The following is a 17,406-nucleotide window of genomic DNA, read 5'->3' as shown; positions in this document are numbered from 1 at the left end:
GCACGCCCGAGAGCAGGAACGGGATGCGCCAGCCCCAGCTGCCGAACGCGGAGTCCGACAGCAGCGTGGTGAGCAGCGAGAGCACACCGGTCGCCGCCCGCACCCGCTCGACCAGCGGGAAGCCGCGCCAGCCCGGCACGTTCACCGGGCTCACGGTGCCCGCGGAGGCGTCCACCGGGCCGGCGCTGCCGATGCCGACGGAGCGCGCACGTCCCCACAGCGCAGATGTGGCGAGTTCGCCGAGCACCTCCGCCACGGCCCGCATGACGGTCTCACCGTCCTGCTGAGCGGGTGTCGGGCGCTGGGCGCGGACGTGGATCCGTCCGTGGCCGTCCACCAGCGCGCCGGCGATCTTGGTGCCGCCGATGTCGAGCGCAGCCACAAGGTCGGTATGCATCAGAGTCGAATCTCCCCGTCCACCATGAGAAAACCTGGAGCACAGCATGGCCCGGTCGCGCGGTGGGGGCGCGGGCCGGTTCGTGCGGTGGACAGTGTCACCCGCATCTGACAACGTTGTCCAGGCTCCAGGCTCTATGCTCGACGCCACCTCCTCATTCGAACCCATGGACCTACGCACCCCCGTGGACGACAGGACAGGACGCCGTAACGTGCCAGAGACCACCCACCGCGCCGACAGACTCTCCGGACCCCGCTACGGCAACCGTCCGACGATGAAGGACGTCGCGGCCCGCGCCGGTGTCGGACTCAAGACGGTCTCCCGCGTGGTCAACGGCGAGCCCGGCGTCACCCCGGACACCGAGCGCCGCGTCCAGGAGGCCATCGACGCGCTCGGCTTCCGCCGCAACGACAGCGCGCGAGTGCTGCGCAAGGGCCGGACCGCGAGCGTCGGCCTGGTCCTGGAGGACCTCGCCGACCCGTTCTACGGTCCGCTCAGCCGCGCCGTCGAGGAAGTGGCCCGCGCCCACGGCGCCCTGTTGATCAACGGCTCCAGCGCGGAGGACCCGGACCGCGAGCAGGAACTGGCGCTGGCCCTGTGCGCACGGCGGGTGGACGGGTTGGTGATCATTCCCGCCGGGGACGACCATCGCTATCTGGAACCGGAGATCAGGGCGGGCGTCGCGACCGTGTTCGTGGACCGCCCGGCCGGGAAGATCGACGCCGATGTCGTCCTGTCCGACAACTTCGGCGGCGCCCGTGACGGTGTGGCCCATCTGATCGCCCACGGCCACCGCCGGATCGGATTCATCGGCGACATGCCCCGCATCCACACCGCGGCCGAGCGGCTGCGCGGCTACCGGGCGGCCATGGCGGACGCCGGGATACCCGTCGAGGACGGCTGGATGTCGCTGGGGGCGACCGACCCGGAGCGGGTGCGCCGGGCGGCCGGGGAGATGCTCGCCGCGGCCTCCCCGGTCACCGCGGTCTTCGCGGGCAACAACCGGGTGACGGTGACCGTGATCCGGGTGCTGGTGGAGCACCCCAGGCCCGTCGCCCTGGTCGGTTTCGACGACATCGAACTCGCCGATCTGCTCCGGCCGGGTGTCACCGTCGTCGCCCAGGACGCGGCGGCCCTCGGCCGGACCGCCGCCGAGCGTCTCTTCCGACAGCTGGACGGCGGCCTCGTCACCCCGGAGCGCATCGAGCTGCCGACCCGGCTGATCACCCGCGGCTCGGGCGAACTGCCGCCGTCCGGCTGAGCGCCGATGAGCGGGCGCACGCTGGAGGAACTGGGCCTGGACCGGGCGCCGCGCGAGCGTCCCCTGAGCTATCCGGGCGCCTGGCCCGCGGACTCCGGGCTGCTGCACGGGGACCGGATGCTGCCGGTGGACCGCCTGGTGTACCCGGAGCGGACACCGGTCCTCGCGGTCGGCTCCAACGCCTGCCCCGGCCAACTGCGGCACAAGATGGCGGAGTTCTCGCTCGCCTCCGGCATCCCCATGGTCAAAGCGCGAGTGACAGGGCTGGGGGGTCGGCGTCTCCGCGCACGTCAGCCACATGGGGTATGTCTCCGCGTCCCCGTTCCACGCCCCCGGGTCGGTGCGGGAGCTGTTCGTGACCTGGCTGGACGCGCGGCAGCTCGCGGTGGTCGACGCCGGCGAGGGCGCGTGGCTGCCCACCGGGAAGTACGACCGGGCCTGGCTGCCCAGGCCGGACGTGCGGATCGAACTGGCGGACGGCACGGCCCTGTCGGGCGCGCATCTGTACGTCAACCGGCACGGCGTCCTCCGTGACGGCGACGGCGCGCCCCGGCACCATCTGGGCCAGCGACCGCTGCTCGCCCGACTGCTGCGGGAGTCGGCGGGGCTGCGGGAGCTGTTCGGCCGCACCCCCGAGGAGTTCTGCGCGCGGGCCCGCTCCGATGCCGCCCTGTGCGAGCGCGGCACGGAACTGTTCGCGGAACACGGCTGGGTGACGGTGTCCGGTCTGGAGCGGTACGTCGACGGCCGACGGGCCGGGAGCCCAGAGGCCGGCCCACCGCCGGCGTCGCCGCCCTCGCCGCGGCGCCCCGATGGTCCCGCTACGTGGCCGAGACGGTGAGGTCGGCGCGGCCCGGCGCGGCGTAGCGCGCCAGGTCCGGCCGGGTCAGACCGGTGAGCCGGTGCACCTCGTCGAGGTCGAGGGCACCGCAGTCCAGGCCGCGCAGCAGGTATCCGCCGAGCGCCTTGGCGGTGGCGGGCTCGTCCATGACATCGCCGGGGTCGCCGCCCGCCCGGTCGGCGTACCTGGCCAGCCGGGCCGCCGCCTGCGCGAAGCCCTCGCGGTAGAAGGCGAACACGGCGGCGTAGCGGGTGGGGAGGTGGCCGGGGTGCATGTCCCAGCCCTGGTAGTAGGCACGGGCCAGGGCGCGCCGGGTGAGGCCGTAGTGCAGCCGCCAGGCGGCGTGGACCTGCTCGGCCGGGCCGACCGGCAGCACATTGGTGGAGCCGTCCGACACGCGGACGCCCGTGCCCGCCGCGGCGACCTGCATGACCGCCTTGGCGTGGTCGGCGGCGGGATGGTCGCTGGTCTGGTGGGCGGCGGAGACGCCGAGACAGGCGCTGTAGTCGAAGGTGCCGTAGTGCAGTCCGGTGGCGCGGCCCTCGGCGGCCCGGATCATCCGGGCGACCGTCGCGGTGCCGTCTGCGGCGAGGATGGACTGGCTGGTCTCGATCTGGATCTCGAAGCCGAGCCGGCCGGGCTCCAGCCCCCACGCCTTCTCGAAGGACTCCAGCAGCCGCACCATGGCGGTGACCTGCTCGGCGTACGTCACCTTGGGCAGCGTGAGGACCAGTCCGTCCGGCAGGCCCCCGGCCGCCATGAGGCCGGTCAGGAAGATGTCGAGGGTGCGGATGCCCCGCCGGCGCACCGCTGCTTCCAGGCACTTCATGCGGATGCCCATGTACGGTGCCGCCGTGCCGTTCGCGTACGCCCCGGCGATCAGCCGGGCCGCGCGGGCGGCCGCAGCGTCCTCCTCGGCGTCCGGGCGGGGTCCGTAACCGTCCTCGAAGTCGACCCGAAGGTCCTCGACGGGCTCGCGTTCCAGTTTGGCGCGCACCCGGTCGTGGACGGGGCCGGCGAGTCGGTCGTCGAGGCCGAGGACGGCGGCGAAGGAGGCCGCGTCGGGGGCGTGTGCGTCGAGCGCCGCGAGGGCCCGCTCGCCCCAGGAGCGGATGGTGTCGGCGGCGAACACGTCGCCGGGGACGTACACCGTGTGGACGGGCCGGCGGGTGCCGGGGTCTCCCGGATAGCGGCGCCGCAGTTCGGCGTCGACCGGGGCGAGAAAGGCGTCGATCTCCTCATTGACGGTACCCGCGAGGCTCGTCGCCACCTTCTCCTGCCGCCCCTGGCCCATCCCACACCCTCCGTTTCCGCTGTATGGAATCAACAATCCGTTGAATGAAGTTATCCGGGGCCTTCCGTATGGTCAACACCATGTCCGCGGGCGGCCATTCGGCCATGTCGCCATGTTCACGCCCACCCCATAGGGCGGTGTCACACCTCCGTACCCACCGACTCGTCCGGCCGTTCCCACCGAAGGAGCCCCTGTGCCGCACCACAGCCGAGTCACCCGCCGTCTGGGCTTCAAGACCGCCCTGTCCGCGGCCGTCACCGTGCCCCTCTCCAGTACAGCACTGTCCACTCCGGCCGCCCCGGCCTTTTCGGCGGAGCCGGACCCGGGCCGCCGACTGGAGGTCATGTCCTTCAACCTGCGCTACGCGAGCACGGCCGAGCCGAACAGCTGGGCCGCCCGCAGGCCGGTGATGCGCGCCCTGCTGCGCCGCGCGGCCCCGCATGTCATCGGCACCCAGGAGGGCCTCTTCCCGCAACTCCTGGACATCGGCTCCGATCTCGGGCCGCGCTACGACTGGATCGGCACCGGCCGCCTGCACGGCAGCCGCGACGAGTTCATGGCGGTCTTCTACGACACCCAGCGCCTCACCCCCGTCGAATACGACCACTTCTGGCTCTCCGACACCCCGGACGTGATCGGCTCGAGCACCTGGGGGGCGGCCTTCGCCCGGATGGTCACCTGGGTCCGCTTCCGGGACCGGCGCTCCGGAGGCCGGGAGTTCCACGTCCTCAACACGCACTTCGACCACGCGAGCCAGTACGCGCGCGAGCGGTCCGCCGCCCTGATCGGCGAGCGCATCCACGGGCTCGACCGCGCGCTGCCGCTCGTGGTGACGGGCGACTTCAACGTCGCCGCCCACAAGAACCCGGTCTACGACACGCTGCTGGGCGCGGGCCTGGTGGACACCTGGGACACGGCGGGCGAGCGCGGCCCGCAGTACGCCACCTTCCACGGCTTCGGGCCACTGACACCGGACGGCGACCGCATCGACTGGATCCTGGCCACGCCGCAGGTCACCACACGGCGGGCCTCGATCAACACCTTCTCGGCGGACGGCCGGTTCCCGAGCGACCATCTGCCGGTGCAGGCGTCCCTGTCCCTGGGTTGACGACCCGGGGACGAACCGAGGCCCCCGCGACCGCCGGCGCGCGGTCGCGGGGGCCTCGTACCGCCCGGCGGGATCAGCCCTTGCGGGCCTTGATCTCCTCGGTGAGCTGCGGGACGACGTCGAAGAGGTCGCCGACGACGCCGTAGTCGACCAGGTCGAAGATCGGGGCCTCCGGGTCCTTGTTGATCGCCACGATCGTCTTCGAGGTCTGCATCCCCGCCCGGTGCTGGATCGCACCCGAGATGCCCGACGCGATGTACAACTGCGGGGAGACCGACTTGCCCGTCTGCCCGACCTGATGAGTGTGCGGGTACCAGCCCGCGTCCACCGCGGCACGCGAGGCGCCCACCGCCGCGCCCAGCGAGTCCGCCAGCGCCTCGACGACCGCGAAGTTCTCCGCGCCGCCCACACCACGACCGCCGGAGACCACGATCGCGGCCTCGGTCAGCTCCGGACGCCCGGTCGACTCACGCGGCGTACGCCCGACGACCTTCGTGCCGGTCGCCTGCTGCGAGAAGGACACCTCCAGCGGCTCGACCGCACCCGCGGCCGCAGCGGCCTCGACGGCCGCGCTGTTGGGCTTGACCGTGATGACCGGGATGCCCCTGGAAACACGGGACTTGGCGGTGAAGGACGCGGCGAACACCGACTGGGTGGCCACCGGACCCTCCTCCCCCGCCTCCAGGTCGACGGCGTCGGTGACGATGCCCGAACCGATGCGCAGCGCGAGGCGCGCGGCGATCTCCTTGCCCTCGGCCGAGGAGGGGACGAGCACGGCGGCCGGCGACACCGCCGCACAGGCGGCCTGCAGGGCGTCCACCTTCGGCACCACCAGATAGTCGGCGTACTCGGACGCCTCATGCGTGAGGACCCGCGCCGCGCCGTGCCCGGCGAGCGTGGCGGCGGTGTCGGCGGCACCCGCGCCGAGCGCGACCGCGACCGGCTCGCCGATGCGGCGGGCCAGGGTCAGCAGCTCCAGGGTGGGCTTGCGGACGGCACCGTCCACGTGGTCGACGTAGACGAGGACTTCAGCCATGGGATTGCTCTCCTGCGTACGGAAGTTGAGGGACGGTCGGCGGATGCGGGCTCAGATGAACTTCTGGCCCGCGAGGAACTCGGCGAGCTGCCTGCCGCCCTCGCCCTCGTCCTTGACGATCGTGCCCGCGGTGCGGGCCGGGCGCTCGGTCACGGAGTCGACCTTCGTCCAGGCACCTTCCAGACCGACCTCCCCGGCCTCGATCTCCAGGTCGGACAGGTCCCAGGACTCGACCGGCTTCTTCTTCGCCGCCATGATCCCCTTGAAGGAGGGGTAACGGGCCTCACCCGACTGGTCGGTGACCGACACGACCGCCGGAAGCCGCGCCTCCAGCTGCTCCGCGGCGGCGTCGCCGTCCCGGCGTCCCTTGACCGTGCCGCCCTCGACCGAGACCTCTGACAGCAGGGTGACCTGCGGGACACCCAGACGCTCGGCGAGCAGGGCCGGGACGATGCCGCCCGTGCCGTCGGTGGAGGCCATGCCCGAGATCACCAGGTCGTAGCCCGCCTTCTCGATCGCCTTGGCCAGCACCAGGGAGGTACCGATGGCGTCGGTGCCGTGCAGGTCGTCGTCCTCGACGTGGATCGCCTTGTCCGCGCCCATCGACAGGGCCTTGCGCAGCGCGTCCTTCGCGTCCTCGGGACCCACCGTCAACACGGTGACCTCGGCGTCGTCGTCGGAGTTCTCGGAGATCCGCAGCGCCTGCTCGACCGCATACTCGTCCAGCTCGGAGAGCAGGCCGTCCACGTCGTCACGGTCGACGGTCAGGTCATCGGCGAAATGCCGGTCGCCCGTGGCATCGGGCACGTACTTCACGGTGACAACGATCCTCAAGCTCACGCCGGCTCTCCTACTGCATCGTCTGTTCTGGGCTGCCTCTTGCAGGCAGCATAGGCGCCTGAAGCGGCCGTTCCAGGTCGGGGCGTCCGCGCGCTCCGAACCGAACATTACTCGTCAGTACACTCAGTCTGTTCCCACTGAGCAAGCGCTTTGAACTGTGACCTTTGCAACGCAGCGTAACCGGAAGCCGACCGCTTCGCAGGAGTGGCTTTCGCAGGAGTGGCTTTCGCAGGAGTGGCTTTCGCCGGAGGGGCTTTCGCCGGAGGGGCTTTCGCCGGAGGGGCTTTCGCCGGAGGGGCTTTCGCAGGAGGGGCGGAGCGCGCTCAGTCCCTGAGCGCGTTGAACCCGCCCTGGTGGTACAGGAGGGGGCGGCCGGACCCGCCGACGTCGCCGAGTTCGACCTCGGCGAGCACGATGCGGTGATCGCCGGCGGGCACCCGCCCCACCACGCGGCAGACGAGCCAGGCGAGCACTCCACCGAGCACCGGCACACCCCGCGGGCCGTCGCGCCAGTCGGTGGGCGGGCCGAACCGGTCGGCGCCGCTGCGGGCGAAGGTCGCGGCCAACTCGTGCTGGTGCTCGCCGAGTATGTGGACGCCGACGTGATCGGTCTCGGATATCGCGGGCCAGCTGGACGCACCGGTGCCGATACCGAAGGAGAGCAGCGGGGGCTCGGCCGATACGGAGGTGAGGGAGGTGGCGGTGAAGCCGACCGGCCCGAGGGCACCGCGGGCGGTGATCACCGCGACCCCCGCTGCGTGCCGTCTAAAGGCGGAGCGCAGCAGGTCGGGGGAGGCGAGCCGGGGAGTGTCGAGGTCGGGCGTGGCCGTCATGGGGTTGTCCTTCTCGGGGAGGCGACGTGCGGGTCGGTGGCTGCTCAACAGCCCGGACAGCACGCGCTCGCGGTGCGCGCCAGGTCGACGTGCGCGCGCCCGAAGAGAAGGAGTTCCATGCCCATAAGGTCAGACTGACGAGGGTTGGCACGCGCGGTCAAGAACGTCCCAACATATGGGAGATGTCTCACCGTCACCGGCAGCGCCGTCACACTGCCTCCCCCAGCGCCGCGATGACATCGGCCTTGCGCGGCTGTCCGGCGGCCCGCCGCACCACCCGCCCGTCCGCGTCGAGGACGAGCACGGTGGGGGTCTTGAGGATGCCGAGTTCCCGTACGAGATCCAGGCGGGACTCGGCGTCGATCTCCAGGTGTGTGACGCCGGGAACCACGTCGGCCACCTCGCCGAGGACGCGCCGGGTCGCCCGGCAGGGCGCGCAGAAGGCGCTGGAGAACTGCACGAGCGTGGCCCGTTCCCCGAGTTCGCCGCCCAGTTCGGCCGCCCCGAGCCGCTTCCCCTCGTCCCGTCCGCGCACCCGCACCCTCCCGCTCCGCCGCTTGTGCAGCACTCCGTACAGGCTCGCCGCCGCGAGCACCGCCACGCACACCACCAGTCCGGTCATCACCGTGAGGAGCGTTCACGAGACTGCAAAGATTCCCGCCTCCCACACCTGTTTCCGCCGCGGAATGCTTGATCCATGGATATCGATGTGAGGGGACCGAGGTTCGGGGCGGCCGTGACGACGGTCGTGCTGGCCGTGGCGCTGATCACCGGGAGCACCTGGCTGCTGGCCTGGCAGGCGCTGGCGTTCGCGCTGGGCGCGGCGGGCGGGGCGGGCCGGTCCCCGTACGGGTGGCTGTTCCGCCGGGCCGTTCGCCCGAGGATCGGGCCGCCGACCGCGTTCGAGGCGCCCGAACCGCCGCGGTTCGCGCAGGCGGTGGGGCTCGTCTTCGCCGGGCTGGGGCTCGTCGGCTACGCGCTGGGCCCGGGCTGGCTGGGGCTCACGGCCACCGGCGCGGCGCTCGCCGCCGCCTTCCTGAACGCGGCGTTCGGCTACTGCCTGGGGTGCGAGCTGTTCCTGCTGCTGCGGCGGGCCGGGGCAACGCGCGGAGCGCAGGGGGAGTGAAGGGCCGAGGTGACCGCTCCGCCGACGTGACGAGAATCTCGCCGCGCCGGGGCACCGGGGCTGGCTCCCCGTCCGTTCTTCGGGCACGATCTGCGAGACGCCGTAAACCTACGGCTGCGTAACTTGTCCGCCGGGAGCGCCTTCCCTGGCAGAGCAGGAAGGGTCCGTCCCGCCCATGGCAGAGCTGGTCTACCGTCCCGTCATCGGTTTCGCCGTGACGCTGTTCAAGGTCTGGGACCTCAAGATCGACTGCAAGGGTTCGGAGAACATCCCGCGCTCGGGCGGCGCCGTGCTGGTGAGCAATCACATCAGCTATCTGGACTTCGTCTTCAACGGGCTGGCGGCCCTGCCGCAGAAGCGGCTCGTGCGCTTCATGGCGAAGGAGTCGGTCTTCCGTCACAAGGTCTCCGGTCCGCTGATGCGCGGGATGAAGCACATCCCGGTGGACCGCGGGCAGGGCGACGCGGCGTACTCGCACGCGCTGGACTCCCTCCGGTCCGGCGAGGTCGTCGGGCTGTTCCCGGAGGCCACCATCTCGCAGTCCTTCACGCTGAAGAGCTTCAAGTCGGGCGCCGCGCGACTCGCCCAGGAGGCGGGCGTCCCGCTGGTCCCGATGGCCGTGTGGGGCACACAGCGGCTGTGGACCAAGGGCCATCCGCGCAACTTCAGGCGTAGCCACCTCCCGGTCACCGTCCGGGTCGGCGAGAAGGTCGAGGCGCCCCGCGATCAGTACGCGGGCGCCATCACCCGTCGGCTGCGCGAGCGGGTCCAGGATCTGCTGGAGGCCGCCCAGCGCGCCTACCCGGGACGCCCGAAGGGCACCGAGGACAACTGGTGGCTGCCGGCCCATCTGGGTGGCACGGCCCCGACGCAGGAGGAGTTGCGCGCCGCCGAGGCCCGCTGACTCCGGCCCGTGGCGCCGCCCGCCGCGGGCTGGACGCCCGCCGTGTGCCGGCAGATCCGCCCGGCGCTCCCGGCGACCGCCGTAGCCCCTGACGTGCCGGGGCGCCAGACGTGAACCGGGCGCCGGGGCTGAACTTCTCGGAGAATTCCGGGAGTTCCGGGAGTCCCGCGGGTTCGGCGGCGGCCCGCTCGGTCTCGGCGACCGGCATCGGGGCAAGTTCCTCCCGTAGGAAGACACCGAAGGCCGTCTGCTCGGTGAGCCGGGTGCGCGGTCTCCGGCGCCAGGTCCAGCCGCGGTAGGTCACACCCGCGTCGCCGTCCCACACCACCTCGCCCACGTCCGGGTGTTCGACCACCGCTTGCCCCCGACGACGGTCACGAACCCCTCGTTGTCGCTTGCGGCGCGCAGGACGGCCGGGTGAGGTTTCGGCATACAGCACCGGACAGTCCCACCCGCGGATCGCCCGCGTCCTGGGAATCCCATGTCCCGGGAGTGCGGAAAAGGGTCACGCACGAACGCGAATGCGGCTCGGGCACAGGCATGGGAGTGCGGGACGTCCGCGGCCGGACCGGGCGGCTGCCCCATGTATCCGACCGCGTCCCCGGGCATCACCTCGGCCTACTGATGCGTATGGGCCATCTCCTCCTTGAGCGCTGCCACGAACGCGTCCACGTCCTCCTCGGTGGTGTCGAAGGCGCACATCCAGCGCACGACACCGGCCGCCTCGTCCCAGAAATAGAACCGGAACCGCTTCTGCAGCCGCTCCCCCACCTCGTGCGGCAGCCTGGCGAAGACACCGTTGGCCTGCACCGGATGACAGATCTCCACCCCGTGCACGGCGCGCACGCCCGCGGCGAGCCGCTGCGCCATCTCGTTGGCGTGCCGCGCGTTGCGCAGCCACAAGTCCTTGGCGAGCAGCGCCTCCAACTGCACCGAGACGAACCGCATCTTGGAGGCGAGCTGCATGGACATCTTGCGTATGTGCTTCATGTGGCGCACGGCGTCCTGGTTGATGACGACGACCGCCTCGCCGAACACGGCACCGTTCTTCGTCCCGCCCAGGGAGAGGATGTCGACACCGGCGGCATTGGTCAGGGCCCGCATGGGCACGTCCAGGGACGCCGCCGCGTTGGCCAGCCGGGACCCGTCCAGGTGCACCGTCATGCCGTGCGCGTGGGCGTGCTCGCAGATCGCGCGGACCTCGCCGGGGGTGTAGACGGTGCCCAGTTCCGTGCTCTGGGTGATCGAGACGGCCTGCGGCATCGCCCGGTGCTCGTCGTCCCAGCCATACGCCTGCCGGTCGATCAGCTCCGGCGTGAGCTTGCCGTCCGGCGTGGGCACGGTGAGCAGCTTGAGTCCGGCCATCCGCTCGGGGGCGCCGCCCTCGTCGACGTTGATGTGCGCGCTCTCGGCGCAGATCACCGCGCCCCAGCGGTCGGTGACCGCCTGGAGCGCGACGACGTTCGCGCCGGTGCCGTTGAAGACCGGGAATGCCTCCGCCGTGGGCCCGAAGTGGCTGCGGACGATCCGCTGGAGGTTCTCGGTGTAGGCGTCCTCGCCATAAGCGACCTGATGGCCGCCGTTGGCCAGCGTCAGGGCCGCGAGCACCTCGGGGTGCGCCCCGGCGTAGTTGTCACTGGCGAAACCGCGGACCTGCGGGTCGTGATGGCGACGGGCATCGGTCCTGGGCGGGTTCACGGCTTCTCGGTCAGCCACAGACGGTGTCCGTTCACTTCGGCGGCGGGCCTGCTCCAGCTCCCGGCGATGGCCTCGGCCAGGTCATCGACGTCCGTGAAGCCCGCGAACTTCGCGTTGGGGCGTTCGGCGCGCATCGCCTCGTGCACCAGCGCCTTCACCACCAGGATGACAGCGGCCGACGTCGGCCCCTCGGCGCCCCCGGCCTTGCGGAAGTAGTCGGCCATGGCCAGGGTCCATGCCTCGGCGGCGGCCTTGGCGGCGGCGTAGGCCGCGTTGCCCGCGGTGGGCCTGCTGGCACCGGCGGCGCTGATCAGCACGTACCGGCCGCGCTCGCTGCGCTGGAGCGCCTCGTGGAAGGCGAGGGAGGTGTGCTGCACGGTGCGGATGAGCAGCAGTTCGAGGAAGTCCCAGTCGTCGAGGCTGGTCTTGGTGAAGGTCTCGCTGCCGCGCCAGCCGCCGACGAGGTGCACCAGTCCGTCGACCCGGCCGAAGTCCTTCTCGATGTGGGTGGCCCAGTCGCGGGTGGACTGCAGATCGAGCAGGTCCACGGTGTCCCCGGTGACGGTGGCGCCGCCGGAGGCGTAGCGGGCCGCGTCCACGGCCTCGGAGAGCCGCTCCGGGTCGTTGTCCGCCCCGACGACCGTCGCCCCCGCCTCGGCGAGCCTGCGCAGCGTCGCCCGGCCGGCGGGTCCGCCCGCGCCCGCCACCGCGATGACCGCACCGCTCAGTGCCCCGTTCCCGTTCCCCATCTTCGCCTCCTGAGCCTGCTGAGCCTGCCGAGCGTCCACTGTGTCGCTCACGCGGCGACCCGCTCGGTGCCGTCCGCGGTGATGCCCCGGGTGGAGGCGATCACATTCTTCAGCTTCTTGGACAACGCCTCATAGAACATGCTCAGCGGAAACTCGTCCGGAAGCACGTCATCCACGAGTTTGCGCGGCGGCAGGGTCAGGTCGAGGGCGTCCGGGCCCTTGGCCCACTTGGAGCCCGGGTGCGGGGCGAGGTAGGCGGAGACGAGTTCGTAGCCCGCGAACCAGTGGACCAGCTTGGGGCGGTCGATGCCGTCGCGGTAGAGCTTCTCGATCTCGGCGCACAGCTGGTTGGTGATCCGCGGGGCGCGCTCCCAGTCGATGGAGAGCTTGTTGTCGGTCCAGCGGACGACGTCGTGGCGGTGCAGATAGGCGAAGAGGAGCTGGCCGCCGAGGCCGTCGTAGTTGCGTACGCGCTCGCCGGTGACCGGAAAGCGGAACATACGGTCGAAGAGCACCGCGTACTGCACGTCCCGGGCCTGCGGAACGCCGTCGGCCTGGAGCTCCACGGCCTCCTTGAAGGCGGTGAGGTCGCAGCGCAGCTCTTCGAGGCCGTACATCCAGAACGGCTGCCGCTGCTTGATCATGAACGGGTCGAACGGCAGGTCGCCGTGGCTGTGGGTGCGGTCGTGCACCATGTCCCACAGTACGAAGGCTTCCTCGCAGCGCTTCTGGTCGTGCACCAGCGCGGCGACGTCCTCGGGCAGCTGAAGGCCGAGCAGGTCGACGGCCGCGGCGGTCACACGGCGGAAGCGGGCGGCCTCGCGGTCGCAGAAGATGCCACCCCAGGAGAACCGTTCCGGTGCCTCGCGCACGGCGATGGTCTCGGGGAAGAGGACGGCCGAGTTGGTGTCGTAGCCCGCCGTGAAGTCCTCGAAGGTGATGCCGCAGAACAGCGGGTTGTCGTAGCGGGTGCGCTCCAGTTCGGCCAGCCAGTCGGGCCAGACCATGCGCAGCACGACCGCCTCCAGGTTGCGGTCCGGGTTGCCGTTCTGCGTGTACATCGGGAAGACGACCAGGTGCTGGAGGCCGTCGGCGCGCTGCGCGGCGGGCTGGAAGACCAGCAGCGAGTCGAGGAAGTCGGGCACCCGGAAGCCGTCGTCGGCCCAGCGGCGCAGGTCCTGGACGAGCGCCTGGTGGTAGGCGGCGTCGTGCGGCAGCAGCGGGGACAACCGCTCGACGGCGCCGACGACGCGGCGCACGGCCTCTTCGGCGTCCGCCCGGCCCGGGGCGCCCTCCGCGTCGAAGTCGATCGAACCGTCCTTGGACTGCCAGGGCCGAATCCGTTCCACGGCGTCCTTGAGTACGGGCCACGCCGGGTGCTCGATCACCCTGACCGCCGGAGGAACCTGGTCTCCCGCATCCACCTGCACAAGAATTTCCGTCATGTCCCATCCTCCACGGGAGAACCTCGCGTAAGGACACCGTATGCATCCGGGGTTTCTCCCAGCAAGGGGCGTCTCAGGAAATTATCCTGCGGCACCGCGTGGTCACCGTTTTTTTTACTGCGAGAAACCGCGAGGACGCTCACTTTCGCGCCGTGCAGCGGTCCGGCACACGGTCGGCGGGGCGGACCCACAGGACAGGGTCGCGAATCCACAGGACAAGGACGCGGATGCGCGGGGCAAGGATCCGGCCGGTCAACTCCATGGCGGACTCGCCCACGCCAGGGTGACGGCCACCCGGGGGTACGGCCCGGGAACCGCCCCGCCCGTCACCCCGATCCCCCGTGTACGCAGGGGTTCAACGGCAGACCCGGCGGTTAGGCTGCGATTCCGCCGCGTGGACAACGACGTCCGTCCGGTCCGCGCGTGTGCCGAGCCGCCGTCGACGGAAAGCGAGTCGAACCTTGAATCTCCTTACCATCGGTCACCGCGGAGTGATGGGTGTCGAGCCCGAGAACACCCTCCGTTCCTTCGTCGCCGCCCAGCAGGCCGGCCTCGACGCCATCGAACTCGATCTGCACCTGAGCAAGGACGGTGCCCTCGTCGTCATGCACGACGCGGAGGTGGACCGCACGACCGACGGCACCGGCCCGATCGCCGAGAAGACCCTCGCCGAGCTGCGCACGCTCGACGCGGGCCGCGGCGAGCGCGTCCCGGTGTTCGAGGAGGTCCTGGACGCCGTGCAGGCGCCCCTGCAGGCCGAGATCAAGGACGTGGCGGCGGCCCGCGCACTGGCCGAGGTGATGCTCCGGCGGGACCTGGTCTCCCGGGTGGAGGTCTCCTCGTTCCACGACGAGGCGATCACCGAGATCGCCCGGCTGGTGCCGGGCGTGCGCACCGCGCTCATCGCCGGCCGCTACGGCACGGACGTCGTGGAGCGCGCCGTCGAGGCCCGTGCCACCACCGTCTGCCTCGACATCCGGCGGCTGACCCTGGAGGTCGTGGAGCACGCCCGCAAGGCGGACCTGAGAATCGTCGGCTGGGTGGTGAACACGCAGGAGCACCTGCGGCTGGTGCGGGCCCTGGAGCTGGACGCCGCGACGACCGACTATCCACAGATCAAGCGCACCGGCCGGTTCACGGCGTGAGGGTCAGGCGAGTTCCTTGACCAGCAGCTCGAACCGGAGGTCGGCGCGGAGCGGGATGCCGAAGCGCTCGTCGCCGTACGGGAACGGCGTCATCCGTCCCGTACGGCGGTAGCCGCGGCGCTCGTACCAGGCGATGAGGTCCTCGCGCACGGAGATCACCGTCATATGCATCTCGGTGACGGCCCAGGTCTCGCGGGCCCGTCGCTCCGCCTCCGCGAGGACCAGCTTGCCGAGGCCCGCGCCCTGTCGGCCGGGGCTGACCGCGAACATGCCGAAGTAGGCGTGGTCGCCGCGGTGTTCGAGCTGGCAGCAGGCGACCGCCCGGTCCTCCCGCCACACCGTCAGCAGTCTGCTGCCGGGCGACTTGATCACCTCCAGCACGCCCTCGGGGTCGGTGCGCTGCCCCTCCAGGATGTCCGCCTCGGTGGTCCACCCGGCCCGGCCGGCGTCGCCGCGGTACGCCGATTCGATCAGCGCGACCAGGATGTCCACGTCGGCGTCGGTGGCGTCACGGAAGGTGAGTCCGGTGGCGGTGATGTCCATGGGCAGGGGCCTTTCGATCCGGGGTGCGGCTCGGCACGGCCGAGGGTAACCCTGCCGCCAGGGCCTGTCGCCACATTCCCTCCCCCAGCCTTCGGCCGGGAGGTGCCCCCAGCCCCGCGACCCTCCCCCAGCTACCGCTGGAAGGTGCCCCCAGGCACGCACTCTCGCCGCACCGGACGAAAGCCCAAGTACGTCCAGTACGAGCACTTCCGCCCGGCACACCGAGAGCACGCTCCCCCACGCTCGGCTGCGCTCGCGCGGGAGGTACCCCCATGACGCCGCAGGGCCGCCCTCCGGGCGACCACGGGAATGCGACGACAGGCCCTAAGCTGCGGGCGCATGGTGCATGTACTCAGCAGTCGGACACTTCTGCGGCCCACCGATCCCGAGCGTTCCCGGGTCTTCTACGGCGAGCAGCTCGGCCTCGCCGTCTACCGCGAGTTCGGCACGGGCCCGGAGCGCGGGACGGTCTACTTCCTCGGCGGCGGCTTCCTGGAGGTCTCCGGGCGGTCCGAGACCCCGCCATCCCCGGCGCTGCAGCTGTGGCTCCAGGTCGACGACGCGGCGGCGGCGCACGCGGAACTGTGCGCGAGGGGCGTACAGGTCGTCCGCCCGCCGGTGCGGGAGCCGTGGGGCCTGATCGAGACGTGGATCACCGACCCGGACGGCATCCGGATCGTCCTGGTCCAGGTACCGGCGGACCACCCCCTCCGCTACCGGCCGGGGATCCGGGACGCGCAGCCGTGACCGGGGGTCAGGCGCGCAGGGCGCCCGCTCGGCCCTCCAGACGGCTCAGCAACTCGGCCAGCAGCCCGGCCAGTTCGCCCTGGCGCTCGGGGGCGAGGACGGACAGGACGGCCGTCTCGTAGGCGAGCTGCTCGGGCAGGATGCCGTCGACCAGGGCCCGTCCGGCGTCGGTGAGGCGGACGTGGGCGACGCGGCGGTCCCGGGTGTCGCCGCGCCGCTCGACCAGGCCGCGTTCGGTCAGCTGCTTGAGGCGTTTGGTGACGGCGGCGCCCGAGGAGTAGGTCTCCCGGGCCAGCTCGCTCGGGGTCAGCTCGTGCCCGGTGCGGCGCAGCGCGCCGAGCAGGTCGAACTCGGGGCGGCTGAGGCCGGCCCGGCGCAGCGGCGCGTCCTCGGCCTGCTGGAGCAGGGCGGCACAGCGGTTGATGCGGCCGATCACCTCCATGGGGCCGGTGTCCAGGTCGGGGTGGACGGTCCGCCACTGCCGCACGACCGCGGCGACGGTGTCGCCGCCCGCCGCGTCCGTCCCGCCCGCCGCGTCGTTCCCGGCCGCGGGTCGTGCGTTGGTCGCCGTCATGGCCGTACGTCCTCCGTTGTCGCTGTGGTCCGGGTCGGCGGCACCGTCCCCGGCCGCCGGGCCGGCTGCTCGGTGTTCGGGCCCGTTCCGGCGTGTCGCCCCTGGCGCCCTACCGTCGCGGCGAGCGTACGGTGTGCGCACTGCTCGGCGCGCATGACCCTCTCCTGGGGCAGGGCCCGTTGCCACCACTCGCCGGACGCGGCGTCCACCGTGGCCCACAGGTCGGCCAGGGCACCGGCGAGCGCGCGGCGGGCCGCCTCCAGTTCGCGGGGTGCGGGCCGTGGCTCGGCGAGCAGTCGCGCGGCGCGCTCCCGGGCCCGCTCGACGGCGGCCAGCGCAGGCTCGACACGGTCGCCGGCGCGGCGGTTGGTGACGACGACGGCCGCCGCGAATCCGAGCAGGGCACCGACGAGGGTGTCCAGCACCCGTTCGGTGATCAGCTCCGCGGAGTCCTGTGTCCGGGCGAACTCGGTGACTAGCAGCGCCATCGGGGTGACACAGACGCTGCCGAGCCAGTAGTTGCGGCCCATCAGGGCCTCGGCGCCGAAGGCGAAGGCGAGGCAGCACAGCACCAGGGCCAGCGGGTGGAAATGGGCGACGGGCACGATCGCGGCGAAGACCAGGACGCCGACGAGGTTGCCTACGACGCGCTGGATGCCACGCCGCCAGGTGAGGGTGACATTGGCCTGGTAGAGGGCGGCCGCGGTGACCAGGGCCCAGTAGGGGCGGCCGACACCGAGGGCGAGGGAGGCGTATCCGGCGAGGGCGCAGCCGAGGGCGGTACGCACGGCGATCGGGGCGAGCGGAGCGATCGGGCCGAGCCCGTGGCGCGGCGGACGGCGCGGGGCGGCGCTCTCGGCGGCCC

General features: G+C 71.9%; 18 protein-coding genes and 2 pseudogenes. 7 read left to right on the top strand and 13 right to left on the bottom strand.

All coding sequences use genetic code 11. The features are described 5' to 3' along the window. A partial coding sequence (locus tag ACWEKM_RS41770; protein WP_451626528.1) for an ROK family protein occupies positions 1–397 on the bottom strand: 397 nt, incomplete at its 3' end. Positions 398–608: 211 nt separating this feature from the next. On the opposite strand from ACWEKM_RS41770, the gene ACWEKM_RS41765 reads away from it, so the two are divergent. Further along, positions 609–1,658 carry a LacI family DNA-binding transcriptional regulator gene (locus ACWEKM_RS41765; protein ID WP_451626527.1) on the top strand — a complete coding sequence of 350 codons (1,050 nt, stop codon included), beginning with the start codon at positions 609–611 and terminating at the stop codon, positions 1,656–1,658. Positions 1,659–1,664: 6 nt separating this feature from the next. Next, positions 1,665–2,499, top strand: a pseudogene (locus ACWEKM_RS41760) (hypothetical protein). Here the strand turns inward: ACWEKM_RS41760 and ACWEKM_RS41755 are convergent. Further along, positions 2,480–3,793 carry a DUF6986 family protein gene (locus ACWEKM_RS41755; RefSeq protein WP_451626526.1) on the bottom strand — a complete coding sequence of 438 codons (1,314 nt, stop codon included), beginning with the start codon at positions 3,791–3,793 and terminating at the stop codon, positions 2,480–2,482. The pseudogene ACWEKM_RS41760 and the gene ACWEKM_RS41755 sit on opposite strands and share 20 nt — an antisense overlap. A 193-nt stretch (positions 3,794–3,986) precedes the next feature. On the opposite strand from ACWEKM_RS41755, the gene ACWEKM_RS41750 reads away from it, so the two are divergent. Beyond that, on the top strand, positions 3,987–4,901 hold the full coding sequence (locus tag ACWEKM_RS41750; protein ID WP_451626525.1) for an endonuclease/exonuclease/phosphatase family protein: 915 nt from the start codon (positions 3,987–3,989) through the stop codon (positions 4,899–4,901). A 73-nt stretch (positions 4,902–4,974) separates the two neighbouring features. Here ACWEKM_RS41750 and ACWEKM_RS41745 read toward each other — a convergent pair whose 3' ends face one another. From ACWEKM_RS41745 to ACWEKM_RS41730, 4 genes are all read right to left on the bottom strand, one after another. After that, the gene (locus tag ACWEKM_RS41745; protein ID WP_451626524.1) at positions 4,975–5,937 is read right to left on the bottom strand and encodes an electron transfer flavoprotein subunit alpha/FixB family protein; all 963 of its coding nucleotides are present in this window, start codon (positions 5,935–5,937) and stop codon (positions 4,975–4,977) included. A 51-nt stretch (positions 5,938–5,988) separates the two neighbouring features. Next, entirely contained in the window at positions 5,989–6,777 is a 789-nt protein-coding gene (locus ACWEKM_RS41740; RefSeq protein WP_451626523.1) for an electron transfer flavoprotein subunit beta/FixA family protein, read from the bottom strand. Positions 6,778–7,100: 323 nt separating this feature from the next. Then, positions 7,101–7,610 (bottom strand): flavin reductase family protein, encoded by a 510-nt coding sequence (locus tag ACWEKM_RS41735; RefSeq protein WP_451626522.1) that lies wholly within the window; start codon positions 7,608–7,610, stop codon positions 7,101–7,103. A gap of 208 nt (positions 7,611–7,818) precedes the next feature. Next, a complete protein-coding gene (locus tag ACWEKM_RS41730; protein WP_451626530.1) occupies positions 7,819–8,232 on the bottom strand; it encodes a TlpA family protein disulfide reductase in 414 nt (137 codons plus the stop codon). 75 nt (positions 8,233–8,307) lie between these two features. On the opposite strand from ACWEKM_RS41730, the gene ACWEKM_RS41725 reads away from it, so the two are divergent. Together ACWEKM_RS41725 and ACWEKM_RS41720 are read left to right on the top strand one after the other, a co-directional pair. Beyond that, the gene (locus ACWEKM_RS41725; protein ID WP_451626521.1) at positions 8,308–8,736 is read left to right on the top strand and encodes a DUF4395 domain-containing protein; all 429 of its coding nucleotides are present in this window, start codon (positions 8,308–8,310) and stop codon (positions 8,734–8,736) included. Positions 8,737–8,911: 175 nt separating this feature from the next. Further along, complete coding sequence (locus ACWEKM_RS41720) at positions 8,912–9,640, top strand: lysophospholipid acyltransferase family protein (RefSeq protein WP_451626520.1); 729 nt, start codon at positions 8,912–8,914, stop codon at positions 9,638–9,640. 97 nt (positions 9,641–9,737) lie between these two features. Here ACWEKM_RS41720 and ACWEKM_RS41715 read toward each other — a convergent pair. The 4 genes and pseudogenes from ACWEKM_RS41715 to ACWEKM_RS41700 form a co-directional block, all read right to left on the bottom strand. Continuing rightward, positions 9,738–10,039, bottom strand: a pseudogene (locus ACWEKM_RS41715) (cytoplasmic protein); the annotation flags it as partial. Positions 10,040–10,258: 219 nt separating this feature from the next. Continuing rightward, positions 10,259–11,338, bottom strand: a complete 1,080-nt coding sequence (locus ACWEKM_RS41710; RefSeq protein ID WP_451626529.1) for a threonine aldolase family protein — start codon at positions 11,336–11,338, stop codon at positions 10,259–10,261. Next, positions 11,335–12,087, bottom strand: a complete 753-nt coding sequence (locus ACWEKM_RS41705; RefSeq protein WP_451626519.1) for an SDR family NAD(P)-dependent oxidoreductase — start codon at positions 12,085–12,087, stop codon at positions 11,335–11,337. The genes ACWEKM_RS41710 and ACWEKM_RS41705 overlap by 4 nt, the downstream gene beginning before the upstream one ends. A gap of 47 nt (positions 12,088–12,134) precedes the next feature. Then, a complete protein-coding gene (locus ACWEKM_RS41700) occupies positions 12,135–13,532 on the bottom strand; it encodes a DUF6421 family protein (protein ID WP_451626518.1) in 1,398 nt (465 codons plus the stop codon). Between the two features lie 461 nt (positions 13,533–13,993). On the opposite strand from ACWEKM_RS41700, the gene ACWEKM_RS41695 reads away from it, so the two are divergent. Continuing rightward, entirely contained in the window at positions 13,994–14,677 is a 684-nt protein-coding gene (locus tag ACWEKM_RS41695; protein ID WP_451626517.1) for a glycerophosphodiester phosphodiesterase, read from the top strand. Positions 14,678–14,680: 3 nt separating this feature from the next. On the opposite strand, the gene ACWEKM_RS41690 is transcribed toward ACWEKM_RS41695, so the two are convergent. Next, positions 14,681–15,220: a GNAT family N-acetyltransferase gene (locus tag ACWEKM_RS41690; RefSeq protein WP_451626516.1), complete on the bottom strand. Its 540-nt coding sequence runs from the start codon at positions 15,218–15,220 to the stop codon at positions 14,681–14,683. 339 nt (positions 15,221–15,559) lie between these two features. Here ACWEKM_RS41690 and ACWEKM_RS41685 point away from each other — a divergent pair, with 339 nt between their 5' ends. Then, on the top strand, positions 15,560–15,967 hold the full coding sequence (locus ACWEKM_RS41685) for a VOC family protein (RefSeq protein WP_451626515.1): 408 nt from the start codon (positions 15,560–15,562) through the stop codon (positions 15,965–15,967). Positions 15,968–15,974: 7 nt separating this feature from the next. Here ACWEKM_RS41685 and ACWEKM_RS41680 read toward each other — a convergent pair whose 3' ends face one another. Next, the gene (locus ACWEKM_RS41680; RefSeq protein WP_451626514.1) at positions 15,975–16,541 is read right to left on the bottom strand and encodes a MarR family winged helix-turn-helix transcriptional regulator; all 567 of its coding nucleotides are present in this window, start codon (positions 16,539–16,541) and stop codon (positions 15,975–15,977) included. Beyond that, positions 16,538–17,406 (bottom strand): FUSC family protein (locus ACWEKM_RS41675; protein ID WP_451626513.1); only part of this gene is annotated, 869 nt, incomplete at its 5' end. The genes ACWEKM_RS41680 and ACWEKM_RS41675, both read right to left, overlap by 4 nt.

It is taken from the genome of Streptomyces sp. NPDC004752 (genome assembly GCF_053601275.1).
The sequence above is the reverse complement of the archived record's forward strand: the minus strand, read 5'-3'. Positions and strand labels throughout refer to the sequence as shown.